We start from the raw sequence: 16,963 nt of genomic DNA on the forward strand, positions 1-16,963 counted from the left end.
AGGAACCAGGCACCTTGCAACGCCGTCCAACCGCGATTCGCTGGCCAACGACAGGATGCTTCATGACCGAACAGGATTTGCCCGAGAAGATCGGGCGCGCCATCGACCGCCGCCTGGCGGCCATTACCCGGGCGAACAAAGGGCCCGAAACCGTGCTGATGACGGGCATGGCGCTGGGCTACATGGCAGCGCTTTCCGATGCGGGCGTCATCGACCCGGACTTGCGCCTGGCTCTGGAGCGTAAGGTGCAGGCATTGGAGCCCTCGGAAGAACTGGAGTAAGCATAGCGTGGTCAGGCGCCCGGGCGTCGTGACCGTGCAGAGACCCAAGGGAGTAGCACAGCATGGCGATATTCAGGAAAAACACCCGGCGGCTGGCGATTGCCGTGGCCGTGGGCGCGGTATGCGCGGGCCTGCTGGCGGCCTGCAGCAACGCGGGTACCGGGGAAGTGGCCCCCAAGACAGTAGGAAAGGTTGACCTCCAGCGTTACCAGGGCACCTGGTATGAGCTGGCACGGCTGCCTATGTTCTTCCAACGTAATTGCGCGCAGTCCGAAGCTCATTACGCCCTCAAGCCGGACGGCAGCGTAGCGGTGCTCAATCGTTGCAAGACCGCCGATGGCGAATGGGAAGAAGCCAGCGGTACCGCTACCCAGCAAGTGCCTGGGCAATCCGACAAGCTCTGGGTGGTCTTCGATAACTGGTTTTCCCGCCTGGCCCCTGGCTTGGCCAAGGGCAACTACTGGATCATCGACCTGGACAGCGATTACAGGCAGGCCGTGGTCGGCGCGCCGGACCGCAAATACCTCTGGCTGCTGTCGCGTACCCCCACCGTCAGCGAGGAGGTGAAGCAGCGAATGCTGGCCAGGGCGCGCCAGCAGGGCTTCGACACTTCACGCCTGATCTGGCGTGCGCCGGACTAACTCAACAAGGCCCGCAGCGTCCGGGCGAAGGCTGCGGCGCTGCTGGTCTCATCGGGATGATGCCCGTCGCGGATCACCCAGCGGCCGCTTACCATGACGTCACGCACCTGACGATCGCCGCCAGCGAACAACCAGCGTCCCAGCAGGGCGTCATCGCTGGCAGTAGCCAAGTAGGGATCGTTCGCGTCCAGCCGCAGCCAATCAGCGCGCGCGCCCACTTCGAGCCGGCCCACTGCCTGGCCCAAGGCCAGGGCGCCGCCGGCCAGGGCGCCCTGGTAGAGCGTATCGGCTACATGCGGGCCACTCGGGCCGTGCAGGCGGTTGCGGCGTTGATCGCGCAAACGCTGACCATATTCGAGCCAGCGCAGTTCTTCCACGACGCTAACGGACACGTGGCTGTCCGAGCCGATACCCCAGCGGCCTTGGGCCGCGAAATAGTCCACGGCCGGGAAAATTCCGTCACCCAGGTTAGCCTCTGTCGTCAGGCACAAGCCGGCCACGGCGCCGCTGCTGGCCATGCGACCTACTTCGCTGGGGTCGGCATGGGTGGCATGGACCAGGCACCAGCGCTTATCCACAGGCACGTGGTCGAACAGCCACTGCAACGGGCGGGCGCCACTCCAGGCCAGGCAATCGTCCACTTCCTTTTGCTGCTCGGCGATATGGATATGCACAGGCGCGGTTGCGTCGCTTTCGGCCAGCACAGTGTCGATCTGCTCGGGTGTCACCGCGCGCAGGGAGTGGAAGCACAGGCCAAGGCGCTGCAGGGGCTGCCCCTGAAGCTGGGTGGCCAGGCGCTGCTGCAGCTCAAGGTAGCTGTCGGTGCTGTGAATGAACCGTTTCTGGCCAGGCGCGGTGGCCTGGCCGCCAAAGCCACCATGGCTGTAGAGCACTGGAAGCAGGGTAAGACCTATGCCGGCGCTGGCGGCGGCGCGGCTGATGCCCATGGCCAGTGTGCTGGAGTCGGCGTAGGGCGAGCCATCCGGGGCATGATGCAGGTAATGGAATTCTGCCACCGAGGTATAGCCTGCCTTGAGCATTTCGATATACAGCTGGCGGGCGATGGTTTCCAACTGTTCCGGCGTGATCTTGCCGACCAGCCGGTACATCAATTCCCGCCAGGTCCAGAAGCTGTCGTTGGGGTTGCCGGCCACTTCCGCCAGTCCGGCCATGGCGCGCTGGAAGGCATGGGAATGCAGATTGGGCATGCCTGGGAGCACAGCCCCTTCCAGCAGCTGCGCGCCTTCGCCGGTGGCATCGGGCTGTACCTGAACCAGGTTGCCTAGTGAGTCGACTTCAAGACGTACCTGCCTCGCCCAACCGTCAGGCAGAAGGGCGCGTTCCGCTAGATAAGCCGGCATGAGGAATCTTCCAGAGACAAAGTTGTATATACATATACAGCTGTTTGCGTGCTGGGTAAACTCCGGCAAGCTATACCTCACCCTTTCATGCAGGAAACTTCCGTGCCGACGCCGCCTGTTGCTTCTTCCCTGGCCGACCAATTGGGCGAAAGCCCCGCGCCGCTCTATGCGCGGGTCAAGCAGATGATTGCCCTGCAAATCCAGAACGGCAGCTGGCCGCCCCATTATCGAGTGCCTTCGGAGAGCGAACTGGTCAACGAACTGGGCTTCAGTCGCATGACGATCAATCGCGCCCTGCGCGAGTTGACCGCCGAAGGTTTGCTGGTGCGCATGCAGGGAGTAGGCACCTTCGTGGCCGAGCCCAAGACGCAGTCGGCGCTGTTCGAAGTGCATAACATTGCCGATGAAATCGCCGCGCGAGGGCACCGGCACCGTTGCCAGGTGATCAAGCTGGAGGAAGAAACCGCTGGCGCCAACCGCGCCGTGGCATTGGATGTGCGCGAAGGCCAGCGCATTTTCCATTCGATCATTGTGCATTACGAAAACGATGTTCCCGTGCAGATAGAGGACCGCTACGTCAATGCCCAGGTAGCGCCGGACTACCTCAAGCAGGACTTCGCCAAGGAAACGCCCTATGCCTACCTGAATCGGGTGGCGCCCCTGACCGAGGGCGAGCACGTGGTGGAGGCCATTCTGGCCGATGAGCAAGCCTGCCGGTGGTTGCAGATCGACCCCAGCGAGCCCTGTTTGCTGATCCGCCGGCGAACCTGGTCGGGCCGTGAGGCGGTCACGGCGGCCCGCTTGATCCACCCCGGCTCCCGACACCGATTGGAAGGGCGTTTCAGCAAATGAAGCACCTCAAGGCAACCGACTACCTTCGCACGCCTTGGAAGAACGGCGGTGGCACCACACTGGAAATCTGTCGCGACCACGGCACCGGCCTGGACGGTTTCGGTTGGCGCCTTTCCATTGCGGACATCGCTGAGGGTGGTCCTTTCTCTACCTTCGAGGGTTACGAGCGGATCATCACCGTGCTCGAAGGCGCGGGTATGGTGCTGGACGTCGATAACGCCACTAGCGGGCCCTTGCATGCCTATCAACCCTTTGCGTTTTCCGGCGCCAGCCACGTGCATTGCTCGCTTATCGACGGGCCCATCCGGGATTTCAACCTGATCTACGCACCTGAGCGCTACCGGGCCAAGCTTCGCTGGCTCAACGCGGGAGCGGCGCAATGCCTGGCCGAATCCGCGACTACTCGAGTGCTTTTCGCGGCAGAAGCCGGCGTCGTCGTTGAAACCAACGGTAACAAGCTGTCTCTGGCCCGCCATGACTGCGTGATCCTCGATGGCGCGGCCGTTCGTGTCAGTGGCCATTGCGCTCTCATCGACCTGTTCAAGCGCTGAATCTCACCTCTCAAGCGTGAGCCCTTCAGGGGCGCAATCTCTCTCGATTGCGCCCTTATGGCGCATCCGTACGTGGCAATCCCCCCTGAAAGGCCACTAACGCAGGCGAAATAAACTCTGGCCCCTGGATTGCATATGCTTGTACATACAAGTAAATATGTGTGCGGACGAAACAGCCCGCAATCCTGAGGACCCTGCCCATGACCCTGTTCCGCAACGTACAGATTCGCGCCCCCCGTGGTACTCAACTGACCGCCAAGAGCTGGCTCACCGAAGCGCCGCTGCGCATGCTGATGAACAACCTGGACCCTGAGGTTGCGGAAAACCCCAACGAACTGGTGGTGTACGGCGGTATCGGCCGAGCCGCGCGCAACTGGGAATGCTACGACCGCATCGTTGAAAGCCTGACCAAGCTAGAGGCCGATGAAACCCTGTTGGTGCAGTCGGGCAAGCCGGTGGGCGTGTTCAAGACTCACGCCAATGCGCCCCGGGTATTGATCGCCAACTCCAACCTGGTGCCCCACTGGGCCAACTGGGAGCATTTCAACGAGCTGGATGCCAAGGGCCTGGCCATGTACGGCCAGATGACCGCCGGCAGCTGGATCTACATCGGCAGCCAGGGCATTGTGCAGGGTACCTATGAAACCTTCGTCGAAGCCGGGCGCCAGCACTATAACGGCAACCTGACCGGCAGGTGGGTGCTCACCGCAGGCCTGGGCGGTATGGGGGGTGCGCAACCCTTGGCCGCGACCCTCGCTGGCGCCTGTTCGCTCAACATCGAATGCCAGCAAAGCCGCATCGACTTCCGGCTCAAGACCCGCTACGTCGATGAGCAGGCCGATGACCTGGACGATGCCTTGGCGCGCATCGAACGCTATACGGGCGAAGGCAAGGCGGTTTCCGTAGCCCTCTGTGGAAACGCCGCGGACATTCTGCCAGAGCTGGTCCGCCGCGGTGTGCGGCCAGACATGGTCACCGACCAGACCAGCGCCCACGATCCCCTCAATGGCTACTTGCCCAAGGGTTGGAGCTGGGAAGAATACCGCCGCCGCGCCCAGCAGGAGCCGGCAGTGGTGGTCAAGGCTGCCCGTCAGTCCATGGCCGAACATGTCCAGGCCATGCTGGCCTTCCAGCAGATGGGCGTGCCGACCTTCGACTATGGCAACAACATCCGCCAGATGGCCAAAGAAGAGGGGGTTGCGAACGCCTTCGACTTCCCCGGCTTCGTCCCGGCCTATATCCGTCCGCTATTCTGCCGTGGGGTAGGGCCGTTCCGCTGGGCCGCGCTCTCGGGCGACCCGGAGGACATCTACAAGACCGATGCCAAGGTCAAGGCGCTTATTCCCGACGACGCCCACCTGCACAACTGGCTGGACATGGCGCGTGAGCGCATCAGTTTCCAGGGGCTGCCCGCGCGGATTTGCTGGGTTGGCCTGGGCCAGCGGGCCAAGCTAGGCCTGGCCTTCAATGAAATGGTACGCAGCGGTGAACTGTCCGCGCCCGTGGTCATCGGCCGGGACCATCTGGATTCCGGCTCCGTGGCCAGCCCTAACCGGGAAACCGAAGCCATGCGCGACGGTTCGGACGCTGTGTCCGACTGGCCCTTGCTCAATGCGCTGTTGAACACGGCCAGTGGTGCCACCTGGGTTTCGCTGCACCACGGCGGCGGCGTGGGTATGGGCTTCTCCCAGCATTCGGGCATGGTGATCGTATGCGACGGCACCGACGAAGCCGCCGAGCGCATCGCGCGCGTGCTGCACAACGATCCGGCCACTGGCGTCATGCGCCATGCCGACGCTGGCTACCCGATCGCCATCGAGTGCGCCCGCGAGCAGGGGCTGGACCTGCCGATGATCGACTGACCCCCTCAAGCCCCTGGCGCAGGGCTGGGGGCCTCTTGCATCGGAGACTTGGTATGGCGGTAGACATGCGTGAGGCGACAGGCAAACCGTTGATCGAACGGCGCTCCATCGACTACATCCCGGACCGAGAGCGACACGGCCGCCTGGGCAGCCAGTTCACGCTCTGGCTCAGCGCCAACCTGCAGATCACCGCCATTGTCACCGGTGCGCTGGCGGTCGTGCTGGGCGGTGACGTGTTCTGGTCATTGGTCGGGTTGCTCTTGGGGCAACTGCTCGGGGGCGCGGTGATGGCTCTCCATGCCGCCCAAGGCCCGCGCCTCGGCCTGCCGCAGATGATCTCGAGCCGCGTGCAGTTCGGCGTGTATGGAGCTGTGATCCCCTTGGTGCTGGTATGCCTGATGTACGTAGGCTTTTCCGCCAGCGGTTCTGTACTGGCCGGCCAAGCCGTGGCGCAATTGGTGGGCATCGCGGATTGGCAAGGCATCTGCCTCTTCGCCGCGGTCATCGTCTGCTTCACCCTATTCGGCTATCGGGTGATTCACCTGGTCGGGCGCGTGGCCAGTGTGCTCGGGGTGGTGGCGTTCGCCTATATGTTCCAGGCGCTTCTGGCAGGCAATGACATCAGCGCACTATTGGCCAACCGGCACTTCTCTCTGAGTAGCTTTTTGCTGGCCGTATCGCTGTCCGCTTCCTGGCAGATCGCCTTCGGGCCCTATGTCGCCGACTATTCACGCTACCTGCCACGCGACACTTCGGCCACGGGGACCTTCTGGGCGGTTGGCCTGGGTTCGGTGATCGGGGCCCAGGCGGCGATGGTCTTCGGCGTATTCGCCGCAGCCTTGGCGGGCAAAGGCTTCGCTCATCACGAGGTCGCCTTCATCGTAGGTCTTGGAGGTACCGGCGCGGTGGCCGCCGCCCTCTACTTCAGCATCGCCTTCGGCAAGCTCACCATCACCATTCTCAATGCCTATGGCAGCTTCATGTCCTTGGCCACCATCGTTACCGGGCTTGGCGGTCAGCGTCGTATCGGCAGCGGGGCGCGGTTGCTGTGCATCCTGGGCATGGTGGCGGTATCCACTACGCTGGCACTGCTGGGCAAGGATGCTTTCCTCAAGGATTTCTCGGCCTTCATTCTGTTCCTGCTGGCCTTCTTCACCCCCTGGAGCGCCATCAATCTTGTGGACTATTACTGCATCAGCAAGGAGCGCTACGACCTGCCTGCCTTGAGCGACCCCAACGGGCGTTACGGTGCCTGGAATCGCGTAGGCATCGCGACCTATGTGCTAGGCGTGCTGGCGCAGATGCCCTTCATCGCCACGCACTTCTATACCGGCCCCCTGGTAGAGCCTTTGGGTGACACGGACATCTCCTGGATCATCGGCCTGATACTGCCCGCATTGGTGTACTACTGGGCCGCGCGCCGGTGGCCCCGGCCGGTGCCGGCGCAGTTGATCCTACCGGTGGAGGAAGTGCTTGACTCCGGCACTTCATTTGGCCAGGCGAGGGTGGTATGAGCCGCTGCGTTCCAAAGGTTGTCCTAGGCTGTGGATAATCTTCTGAAGAGCAGCGCCCATGTTCCCCGAGAACCTTACCTTTTCCATCGCCGAGGTGGTCAACGCCTGGGTCGACCAATTGGTTGGCCGTTATGGCACGGCCCTGCGACACCTATCGGACAGCTTGCTGACGTTGCTGGTCGGCTTGGAGAACCTGCTACGGGCCACGCCCTGGTGGCTGCTGCTGATCATAGTGGCGGCCTTGGCCTGGCATGCCAGCCGTCGTTGGTATGTAGCGCTGTTGATGGCAGGCCTGCTCTTCCTGGTCGGCACCGTGGGGTTGTGGGACAAACTTCTGCAGACCCTGGCCCTGGTACTGGTGGCCACTTCGCTGGCCGTGCTCATGGGCGTGCCCTTGGGCATGCTCGCGGCGCGCTGCCCACGCCTGCGCGCGGTGCTGTTGCCGGTGCTGGACGTGATGCAGACCTTACCCAGCTTCGTTTACCTGATCCCGGTGCTGATGCTGTTCGGCCTGGGCAAGGTACCGGCGATCTTCGCCACTGTGGTATATGCCATCGCGCCGGTGATCCGCCTGACCGACCTCGGTATCCGCCAGGTGGACCGGGAAGTGATGGAAGCGGTGCAGGCCTTCGGCGCAAGCCCCTGGCAGCAGTTGGTCGGCGTGCAACTGCCCTTGGCCCTGCCAAGCATCATGGCGGGCGTCAACCAGACCATCATGATGGCGTTGTCCATGGTGGTGATCGCTTCGATGATCGGCGCGCGGGGGCTGGGCGAGAACGTACTGGCCGGAATCCAGACCCTCAACGTGGGCAAGGGCCTGGAGGCTGGGCTGGCCATCGTCGCCTTGGCGATCGTCATCGATCGGATCACCCAGGCCTATGGCCGACCGCGCCGCAAGGGGGCCAAATGAGCGCCATTGAATTACGCGGAGTCACCAAGGTGTTCGGACGCCGTAGCGCGCAGGCATTGGCCTTGCTGGACCAGGGCGCGGACAAGGCGCGCATCCTCGCCGAAACCGATTGCGTGCTAGGCGTGGCGAACGTCTCGCTCACCATCGAGGCTGGCGAAGTGTTCGTGATCATGGGGCTGTCCGGGTCAGGCAAGTCAACCCTGGTGCGGCACTTCAATCGGCTCGTCGACCCCAGCCGCGGCGAGATTCTCGTCGGCGGTCAGGACATCCTGGCCTTCGGGCGCGGCCGCCTGCGCGATTTTCGCCGGCATCAGGTCAGCATGGTATTTCAGGGGTTCGGCTTGCTGCCCCACAAGACAGTGCTGGATAACGTCGCCTATGGGCTACGCCTGCGTGGGGAGGGCACCAGGGCGAGCCGCGAGCGGGCCAGCCACTGGGTGACCCAGGTGGGCCTGGGCGGCTATGCGGAGCATTTTCCCGAACAGCTGTCTGGCGGCATGCGCCAGCGGGTAGGCCTGGCGCGGGCACTGGCCTGTGATACCCCCGTCGTGCTGCTGGACGAAGCCTTCAGCGCCCTTGACCCGCTGATTCGCGCCGACCTTCAGGATCAGCTGGGCCAGCTGCAGGCGCGCCTGCGCAAGACCATCGTGTTCATCACTCATGACCTGGACGAAGCGCTGCGCCTGGGTGACCGGATCGCCATCCTGCGGGACGGCCGGCTGGTACAGGTGGGCACGCCCCAACACATTCTTCAACACCCGGCCGACGACTATGTGAAGCGATTCGTCCAGCGCCGGGCCGGAACTTGAATAGCGGAGCTTTCAATCATGCCAACGCTCTGGCACAACTGCCACCTGGCCACCATGGCTCAAGGAGGCTATTGCATCATCGAGGACGGCGCCTTGCTGACCGAGGATGGGCTGATCCGGTGGGTAGGGCCCCGCGCAGAGGCGCCAGCCCAACCGGGCATGCATCAAGTGGATTTGCAAGGCCGCTGGGTCACCCCTGGCCTGATCGACTGTCATACTCATCTTGTCTACGGTGGCAACCGCAGCGCGGAATTCGAGCAACGCCTGGAAGGCGTGAGCTATGCCCAGATCGCAGCCGCGGGCGGAGGCATCGCCAATACCGTGAACGCCACCCGCGCCGCCAGTGAAGATGAACTGTTCAGCAGCGCCCGGCGGCGCCTGGCCTGCCTGCTGCGCGAAGGGGTGACCACGGTCGAGATCAAGTCCGGCTATGGGCTGGACCTGCCCAGCGAGCGCAAGATGCTGAACGTCATTCGCCGCCTGGGCGCCGAACTTCCGGTAACCGTGAAAGCCACGTGCCTGGCTGCTCACGCGGTGCCGGTGGAATACAAGAACGATGCGCAAGGCTACATCGACTTCGTGTGCGAGCAGCTGCTGCCTGCCCTGGCCCAAGAAGGGCTGGTAGACGCCGTCGATGCCTTCTGCGAGTACCTGGCGTTTTCCCCGGCCCAGGTCGAGCAAGTGTTCCGGGTTGCTTCAAGCCTTGGCTTGCCGGTGAAGCTTCATGCCGAGCAGCTCTCATCATTGGGCGGTGCCAGCCTGGCTGCGCGTTATCAGGCACTGTCGGCCGATCACCTCGAATTCATGACTGAAGCAGACGTGGCGGCCATGGCCGCGGCGGGAACCGTGGCGGTGCTGCTGCCGGGCGCTTTCTATTTCCTGCGGGAAACCCGCCTGCCCCCTATACAGGCCCTGTTCGACCAAGGCGTGGCCATTGCCATCTCCACCGACAGTAATCCGGGCACCTCACCGGCATTGTCCCTGCGCTTGATGATGAACATGGCCTGCACGCTGTTCCGGCTTACCCCGGAACAAGCCTTGGCCGGGGTGACCCTCAATGCGGCCAAGGCGCTGGGGCTGGGAGCCAGCCATGGTTCGCTCGAGCCGGGGAAGGTGGCCGACTTCGTGGCCTGGGCCATCGACCGCCCCGCTGACCTGGCCTATTGGCTAGGCGCAGACCTGGATAAACGCATCATCCGCCAAGGCGCGGAGTCGACCTTCAGTCAGGAGCGCATATGAACGACAGTTACACCTTCGAAGCGGGCAGCGTGCCACTGCTGATCAGCGTGCCTCACGCCGGCTTGCGCCTGACCCCGGCGGTGGAAGAGGGCCTGGTCGAGCCGGCCCTTGGCCTGCCGGATACGGACTGGCACATCCCGCGTCTTTACGACTTCGCTCAAAGCCTCGGGGCAAGCCTGCTGGTAGGTCAGTACTCGCGTTTCGTCATCGACCTCAACCGCCCCGACGATGACCAGCCTTTATATGCCGGTGCCACCACGGGCCTCTACCCAGATACGCTCTTCGATGGCACGCCGCTCTACCAGACGGGCCGGACACCCTCGATCCAGGAGCGTGCCCGTTACCTGGAGCAGGTCTGGCGTCCCTATCATGCCTGTATTGCCCGGGAGTTGGCGCGGCTGCGCCAGGTCCATGGCTATGCATTGCTGTGGGACGCCCATTCCATCTGTTCGCAGGTGCCGCGCCTGTTCGAGGGCAAGCTGCCTGACTTCAACCTGGGCACCTTCGACAATGCCAGCTGCGCGCCCGAGCTGTCGGCGCGCCTGGACCAAGTCTGCGCCCAGGCCGAGGGCTACAGCCATGTGCTCAACGGTCGGTTCAAGGGCGGCCATATCACTCGCCATTACGGCAATCCGGCGCAGCATGTTCATGCTGTGCAGCTTGAACTGGCGCAGGCGACCTACATGAATGAGCAGCCGCCGTTCCAATATCGTCCGGATCTGGCCGAGCGTACCCAGGTCGTGCTGCGCCAGCTCCTTGAAACGGCTTTGGCATGGGGTGAGAAGGCTTGACGGCTTGATCCGACCCTGCAGGAGCCAGCGCCAGCCAGCGAAAGGCTTCCGTGCCTCCACCACCGCAGCGTTTAAACCAGCACATGGCGGCGATTCGGGTTTATGATGACTCACGGCTGAACCAACCCTAGACGGAGCGCCTGATGCTGACCCTGTATCCGCAGATCAAACCCTATGCACGGCACGATCTGGCCGTGGATGAGCCGCATGTGCTGTACGTGGACGAAAGTGGTTCGCCTGAAGGTCTGCCAGTGCTGTTCATTCACGGCGGGCCTGGCGCCGGATGCGATGCAGCCAGCCGTTGCTACTTCGACCCCACGCTGTATCGCATCGTTACCTTCGATCAGCGCGGTTGCGGTCGCTCGACGCCGCACGCCAGCCTGGAGAACAACACTACCTGGGACCTGGTGCGCGACATCGAGCGCATCCGCGAACACCTGGGCATCGACAAATGGGTACTGTTCGGTGGCTCCTGGGGCTCGACCCTGGCGCTGGCCTATGCGCAATCCCATCCCGAGCGCGTGCACGGGCTGATCCTGCGCGGCATCTTCCTGTGCCGGCCACAGGAATTCCAGTGGTTCTACCAGAGCGGCGCCAATCGCCTCTTCCCTGATTACTGGCAGGATTACCTCGCGCCCATTCCCCATGAAGAGCGCGACGACCTGCTCAAGGCTTTCCACAAGCGGCTCACCGGGTCTGACCAGATCGCTCAGATGCACGCCGCCAAGGCCTGGTCCATCTGGGAGGGCCGTACGGCTACCCTGCGGCCCAATCCACTGGTGGTCGACCGTTTCTCCGAACCCCAGCGGGCATTGTCCATCGCGCGGATCGAAACCCATTATTTCATCAACAACGCGTTCCTCGAACCCGACCAGTTGATCCGCGACGTGCACAAGATCGCCCATCTGCCGGCCGTGATCATCCATGGCCGCTACGACGTCATCTGCCCGCTGGACAACGCCTGGGAGCTGCACCAGGCCTGGCCGAACAGCGAGCTGAAGGTGATCCGGGACGCGGGGCATGCCGGTTCCGAGCCGGGAATCATCGATGCGTTGGTACGGGCCGCGGACCAAATGGCCCGTCGGCTGCTCGACCTGCCTCTCGAAGAAGCATGAAGGGGCTGTTGCAGCGCGCCGCCGAGGCGCGCGTGGTGATCGCCGGCGAGACGGTGGGCGCCATCGGCCCGGGATTGCTGGTGCTGGTGGGCGTCGAGCCAATGGATACCCAGGCCCAGGCCGACAAGCTGTTGCACAAGCTCCTCAACTACAGGGTGTTCGCCGACAGCGAAGGGCGCATGAATCGCTCACTCAAGGACACTGGCGGCGGCCTGTTGCTGGTGTCCCAGTTCACCCTGGCGGCTGACACCCGCAGCGGCATGCGCCCGAGCTTTTCCAGCGCGGCGCCACCGGACCTTGCCCGGGCTCTGTTCGACTACCTCCTCGAGCGGGCACGCGCTGAGCATGGCCAGGTGCAGAGCGGACGCTTCGGCGCGGACATGCAGGTACACCTGGTCAATGATGGGCCTGTAACCTTCCAGTTGCAGGCCTGAAACATGGCCTGGCCAGGCGAAACGTTGAAAAAGCCATGGAAAATCCGATTTTGTAGTGGAAAATCTTTCCTTGGCCTGATGCGTTGTGTCGCGGCCTGCTAGATAATCGCGCGCCGAGGGGGCCTGTGTCCTGACCCCGGTTTTGTTCTAAGTTGAGCGCTGGTCGACTGCGCTCAGGGAATCATCAAGCCCTTTTGCAGTCGGAACAGTGCTCGCCAACCCGGCAAACGCAGCTGGCCGTTGGTTCAATGATCTGTTTTCGGCGAGGATAGCTCGTGATTGTTAGTCCGTGTAACAAACCAAGAACAACCGGCAAACGCTTGCGCCAGGCACTGGCTGCGGGTTCCGCGCTGTTCTGCCTGCTTGGCGCAGGGCAGCTGTGGGCCTTCAGCCTGGACGACGTAGCCGCCAGGGCCAAGGATCTTGCCGGACAGAAATACGAAGCTCCGAAAAGCAACCTGCCCCCCCTGTTCCGCGACATGAAGTTCGCGGACTATCAGAAGATCCATTTCCGCACCGACAAGGCCCAGTGGGCCGACGAAAAGACGCCCTTCAAGCTGTCGTTCTATCACCAGGGCATGCATTTCGACACGCCTGTGAAGATCAACGAAGTCACGTCCACCACCGTGGAAGAGATCAAGTACGACCCCAGCCGTTTCGATTACGGTGACGTGCAGTTCGATCCCAAGACGACGGAAAACCTTGGCTGGGCCGGCTTCCGCGTGCTCTACCCGATCAACAAGGCTGACAAGCAGGACGAAGTCATGACCCTGCTGGGCGCCAGCTACTTCCGCGTTATCGGGAAGGCGCAGACCTACGGCCTATCCGCCCGCGGCCTGGCCATCGACACCGCATTGCCTTCCGGCGAGGAGTTTCCGCGTTTCACCGAATTCTGGGTAGAGAAGCCGAATCCGGAAGACAAGCAGCTGATCATCTATGCGCTACTCGACTCCCCTCGGGCCACCGGTGCCTACCGCATGGTACTGCGGCCCGGGAGCGACAGCGTGGTGGACGTCCAATCGCGGGTCTATATGCGCGACCGTGTGAGCCGTCTGGGCATCGCCCCGCTCACCAGCATGTACCTTTTTGGCGCCAACCAGCCCTCCCGCGTGCTGAACTATCGCCACGAGCTGCATGACTCCAATGGCCTTTCGATCCATGCCGGCAATGGCGAGTGGATCTGGCGTCCGCTGAACAACCCCAAGCGCCTGGCCGTCAGCAGCTTCACCGTAGAGAACCCGCAGGGCTTCGGCTTGCTGCAGCGTGGCCGTGAATTCAGCCGTTTCGAAGACCTGGACGACCGTTACGACCGTCGCCCGAGCGCCTGGATCGAGCCGCGCGGTGACTGGGGCAAGGGCACCATCGACCTGGTAGAGATCCCCACCGCCGATGAAACCAATGACAACATCGTTGCGTTCTGGAATCCGGAAAAGCTGCCGGAGGCAGGCCAGCCCCTGGAGCACAACTACCGCATTCACTGGACCACCGACGAGGCCGAGCTGCATTCCTCCGACATCGCCTGGGTCAAGCAGACCTTGCGCTCCACCGGTGATGTGAAGCAGTCCAACCTGGTGCGCCAGCCGGATGGCACCGTGGCCTTCCTGATCGACTTCGAAGGGCCGAAGCTCAAGTCCCTTCTGGACGACGCCGGCGTGCGTAGCCAGGTAAGCGTGGGCGACAACGCGGATCTGGTCGAGAACAGCGTTCGCTACAACCCTGAAATCCAGGGCTGGCGCCTGACGCTGCGCCTCAAGGTCAAGGATGGCAGCAGGCCTGTCGAAATGCGCGCGGCCCTGGTTCAGGACGTGCTGCCGATTGACCCGCCCAAGCCGGCTGTCGAGCCGAAAGCCGAGGAAGCCAATCACGGCCACAAGAAAGGCGCCAAGCATGACAAGGCTGCCGAGAAGCCTGCCACGCCCGCCGAGGCTCCGGCCGAAACGCCGCCTTCCGAACCGGTCAAGACTGAAGAAGTATTGACTGAAACCTGGAGCTACCAGTTGCCCGCCGATGAGTAAGCCAGCCGAACGGCCAGAGACCCTCAACGAGTATCTGGCACACCTGCCCCTGAGCGAGGCGCAGCGCGCCGAGCTCTCGCAGTGCAGGTCCTTCACCGAGCTGCACCAGCGTCTTTCCCGGTCGGAAGCGACCGGGGAAGATCCTCAGGTGTCGGTGGGGCCTCGCCTGACCCTCGATTCCGCCGCGGAATTCGAGGCCCATGAAATGCTCAGCCTCGACGGCGCCGGTCGTGTGCGGTTGAAGGCTACGCCTGTGATCCACCGCACCCGGATGGTGCCCGAACCGTGGCGCACCAATGTGATCGCGCGGGGCTGGCGCCGCCTGCTGGGCAAGAGCCCGAAGCCGGAGCCAACCAGCGACAAACGCGACCTGCCCAAGGCTCGCTGGCGCACCGTGGGGTCCATCCGTCGCTACATCCTGTTGCTGTTGATGCTGGGCCAGACGATCGTTGCCGGCTATTACATGAAAGGCATCCTGCCCTATCAGGGCTGGGCGCTTGTGGACTTGCAAGAGGTGGCTCACCAGCCCTTGTTGCAAACGGCCCAGCAGGTACTGCCTTATGTCTTGCAAACCACCATCCTGATCCTGTTCGGCATCCTCTTCTGCTGGGTTTCAGCGGGGTTCTGGACCGCCCTGATGGGCTTCCTGGAACTGCTGACCGGGCGCGACAAGTACCGCATTTCCGGGGCCAGCGCTGGTAACGAGCCGATCGAGCCCGGGGCGCGCACCGCGTTGGTAATGCCGATCTGCAATGAAGACGTTCCCCGGGTGTTCGCCGGGTTGCGGGCAACCTTCGAGTCCGTAGCCGCCACCGGTGACCTGGACCGCTTCGACTTCTTCATCCTCAGCGATACCTATGACACCGACATCGCCGTGGCCGAGCAACAGGCCTGGCTGGACGTCTGCCGCGAAACCAAGGGTTTCGGAAAGATCTTCTATCGGCGTCGCCGTCGGCGGGTCAAGCGCAAGAGTGGCAACCTGGACGACTTCTGCCGTCGCTGGGGCAGTGACTACCGCTACATGGTGGTACTGGACGCCGACAGTGTCATGAGCGGTGAATGTCTCACGTCCCTGGTGCGGCTGATGGAAGCCACCCCGGATGCCGGGATCATCCAGACCGCGCCCAAGGCGTCGGGGATGGACACGCTCTACGCGCGCTTGCAGCAGTTCGCTACCCGGGTGTATGGCCCGCTGTTCACGGCAGGCCTGCATTTCTGGCAACTGGGCGAATCCCACTATTGGGGGCATAACGCGATCATCCGCATGAAGCCCTTCATCGAGCACTGTGCCCTGGCGCCGCTGCCGGGCAAGGGCGCGTTCGCCGGCGCGATTCTATCTCACGACTTCGTCGAGGCCGCCCTCATGCGTCGCGCGGGCTGGGGGGTCTGGATCGCCTATGACCTGCCGGGCAGTTATGAAGAGCTGCCGCCGAACCTGCTCGATGAGCTCAAGCGTGACCGCCGCTGGTGCCACGGTAACCTGATGAACTTCCGGTTGTTCCTGGTCAAGGGCATGCATCCGGTGCATCGCGCGGTATTCCTGACCGGGGTGATGTCCTACCTGTCGGCACCGCTGTGGTTCTTCTTCCTGGTACTGTCCACGGCCTTGCTGGCGGTCAATACCCTGATGGAGCCGACGTACTTCCTCGAGCCTCGCCAGTTGTATCCGCTCTGGCCGCAGTGGCATCCGGAGAAGGCGATCGCATTGTTCTCCACTACCATCGTGCTGCTGTTCCTGCCCAAGCTCCTGAGCATCATCCTGATCTGGGCGAAAGGCGCGAAGGAATACGGTGGGCGCATTCGTGTCACCCTTTCCATGCTCATCGAGATGCTGTTCTCCATGCTGCTGGCGCCGGTGCGCATGATTTTCCACACCCGTTTCGTGCTGGCCGCCTTCCTGGGCTGGGCCGCGACCTGGAATTCGCCACAGCGGGACGACGATTCGACCCCCTGGAGCGAGGCTGTACGTCGCCATGGGCCGCAGACCTTGCTGGGCCTGCTCTGGGCATTGCTGGTCGCGGCGCTCAACCCGAGCTTCCTCTGGTGGCTGGCGCCGATCGTGGTGTCGCTGATGCTGTCGATTCCGGTATCGGTCATCTCCAGTCGTACCAACCTGGGCCTGCGCGCCAAGCAGGACAAGCTGTTCCTGATCCCGGAAGAGTACGATCCGCCCCAGGAGCTGCTGTCGACCGACGCCTATACGGAGAACAACCGGGAGCACGCCTTGCTCGATGGCTTCGTTCGCGCGGTGGTGGACCCCCGCCAGAACGCATTGGCCTGCGCCCTGGCCACTGCCCGTCATGGCCAGGCCCGGCCTATCGAGGAGATGCGCGAAAGCATGGTCGGCAAGGCACTGCTTGGCGGCCCAGAAGCGTTGCAAGGCAGCGCACGGCTCTACCTGCTTAGCGACCCTGAGGCCTTGAGCCGCTTGCATAAGCAGATCTGGGATTCGCAGAATAAAGCCTGGCTATCGGCCTGGCGCGCCTCCCAGGCCGCGGACCCCCATGCCCCGGCGCTGCCGTTGCAGCCCGCCGCGGCAGGGAGCCTGGCTAGCGTCTAGCGGCGCTCCCGGTAGCGGCCAGCGGGCT

Annotated in this window: 15 protein-coding genes; 14 read left to right on the forward strand and 1 reads right to left on the reverse strand. The window is 63.3% G+C overall.

All coding sequences use genetic code 11. From position 1 onward, the window contains the following. Positions 1-62 precede the first annotated feature (62 nt). Both ACP691_RS14430 and ACP691_RS14435 read left to right on the forward strand, forming a co-directional pair. On the forward strand, positions 63-281 hold the full coding sequence (locus ACP691_RS14430) for a hypothetical protein (RefSeq protein ID WP_426150514.1): 219 nt from the start codon (positions 63-65) through the stop codon (positions 279-281). A gap of 62 nt (positions 282-343) precedes the next feature. Then, complete coding sequence (locus tag ACP691_RS14435; protein ID WP_426150512.1) at positions 344-922, forward strand: lipocalin family protein; 579 nt, start codon at positions 344-346, stop codon at positions 920-922. On the opposite strand, the gene ACP691_RS14440 is transcribed toward ACP691_RS14435, so the two are convergent. Beyond that, positions 919-2,283 carry a formimidoylglutamate deiminase gene (locus tag ACP691_RS14440; RefSeq protein WP_426150510.1) on the reverse strand — a complete coding sequence of 455 codons (1,365 nt, stop codon included), beginning with the start codon at positions 2,281-2,283 and terminating at the stop codon, positions 919-921. The genes ACP691_RS14435 and ACP691_RS14440 overlap by 4 nt on opposite strands. 87 nt (positions 2,284-2,370) lie before the next feature. Between ACP691_RS14440 and hutC the strand changes: the two genes are divergently transcribed. From hutC to mdoH, 12 genes are all read left to right on the forward strand, one after another. Then, positions 2,371-3,135 carry a histidine utilization repressor gene (gene hutC / locus ACP691_RS14445; protein WP_426199722.1) on the forward strand — a complete coding sequence of 255 codons (765 nt, stop codon included), beginning with the start codon at positions 2,371-2,373 and terminating at the stop codon, positions 3,133-3,135. Further along, positions 3,132-3,686 carry a HutD/Ves family protein gene (locus ACP691_RS14450; protein ID WP_426150507.1) on the forward strand — a complete coding sequence of 185 codons (555 nt, stop codon included), beginning with the start codon at positions 3,132-3,134 and terminating at the stop codon, positions 3,684-3,686. Before hutC ends, ACP691_RS14450 begins: the two co-directional genes overlap by 4 nt. A gap of 200 nt (positions 3,687-3,886) precedes the next feature. Beyond that, positions 3,887-5,548, forward strand: coding sequence for a urocanate hydratase (gene hutU, locus ACP691_RS14455; RefSeq protein WP_426150505.1), 1,662 nt, complete (start codon positions 3,887-3,889; stop codon positions 5,546-5,548). 65 nt (positions 5,549-5,613) lie between these two features. After that, on the forward strand, positions 5,614-7,062 hold the full coding sequence (locus tag ACP691_RS14460; protein WP_426150503.1) for a purine-cytosine permease family protein: 1,449 nt from the start codon (positions 5,614-5,616) through the stop codon (positions 7,060-7,062). Between the two features lie 58 nt (positions 7,063-7,120). Further along, complete coding sequence (locus tag ACP691_RS14465; protein ID WP_426150501.1) at positions 7,121-7,972, forward strand: ABC transporter permease; 852 nt, start codon at positions 7,121-7,123, stop codon at positions 7,970-7,972. Then, entirely contained in the window at positions 7,969-8,781 is an 813-nt protein-coding gene (locus tag ACP691_RS14470; protein WP_426150499.1) for a quaternary amine ABC transporter ATP-binding protein, read from the forward strand. The genes ACP691_RS14465 and ACP691_RS14470 overlap by 4 nt, the downstream gene beginning before the upstream one ends. 18 nt (positions 8,782-8,799) lie before the next feature. Next, the gene (gene hutI / locus ACP691_RS14475; protein ID WP_426150497.1) at positions 8,800-10,020 is read left to right on the forward strand and encodes an imidazolonepropionase; all 1,221 of its coding nucleotides are present in this window, start codon (positions 8,800-8,802) and stop codon (positions 10,018-10,020) included. Then, positions 10,017-10,811, forward strand: a complete 795-nt coding sequence (gene hutG / locus ACP691_RS14480) for an N-formylglutamate deformylase (RefSeq protein ID WP_426150495.1) — start codon at positions 10,017-10,019, stop codon at positions 10,809-10,811. The genes hutI and hutG overlap by 4 nt, the downstream gene beginning before the upstream one ends. Positions 10,812-10,954: 143 nt before the next feature. After that, complete coding sequence (pip, locus tag ACP691_RS14485; RefSeq protein ID WP_040260108.1) at positions 10,955-11,926, forward strand: prolyl aminopeptidase; 972 nt, start codon at positions 10,955-10,957, stop codon at positions 11,924-11,926. After that, positions 11,923-12,360 (forward strand): D-aminoacyl-tRNA deacylase, encoded by a 438-nt coding sequence (dtd, locus tag ACP691_RS14490; protein ID WP_426150493.1) that lies wholly within the window; start codon positions 11,923-11,925, stop codon positions 12,358-12,360. Before pip ends, dtd begins: the two co-directional genes overlap by 4 nt. A 275-nt stretch (positions 12,361-12,635) precedes the next feature. Further along, positions 12,636-14,375: a glucan biosynthesis protein G gene (locus tag ACP691_RS14495; RefSeq protein ID WP_426150491.1), complete on the forward strand. Its 1,740-nt coding sequence runs from the start codon at positions 12,636-12,638 to the stop codon at positions 14,373-14,375. After that, on the forward strand, positions 14,368-16,935 hold the full coding sequence (gene mdoH, locus ACP691_RS14500) for a glucans biosynthesis glucosyltransferase MdoH (protein WP_426150489.1): 2,568 nt from the start codon (positions 14,368-14,370) through the stop codon (positions 16,933-16,935). The genes ACP691_RS14495 and mdoH overlap by 8 nt, the downstream gene beginning before the upstream one ends. Positions 16,936-16,963: the final 28 nt, after the last annotated feature.

Source organism: Pseudomonas sp. DC3200b2 (assembly GCF_049895785.1).
Classification (GTDB): domain Bacteria; phylum Pseudomonadota; class Gammaproteobacteria; order Pseudomonadales; family Pseudomonadaceae; genus Aquipseudomonas; species Aquipseudomonas massiliensis.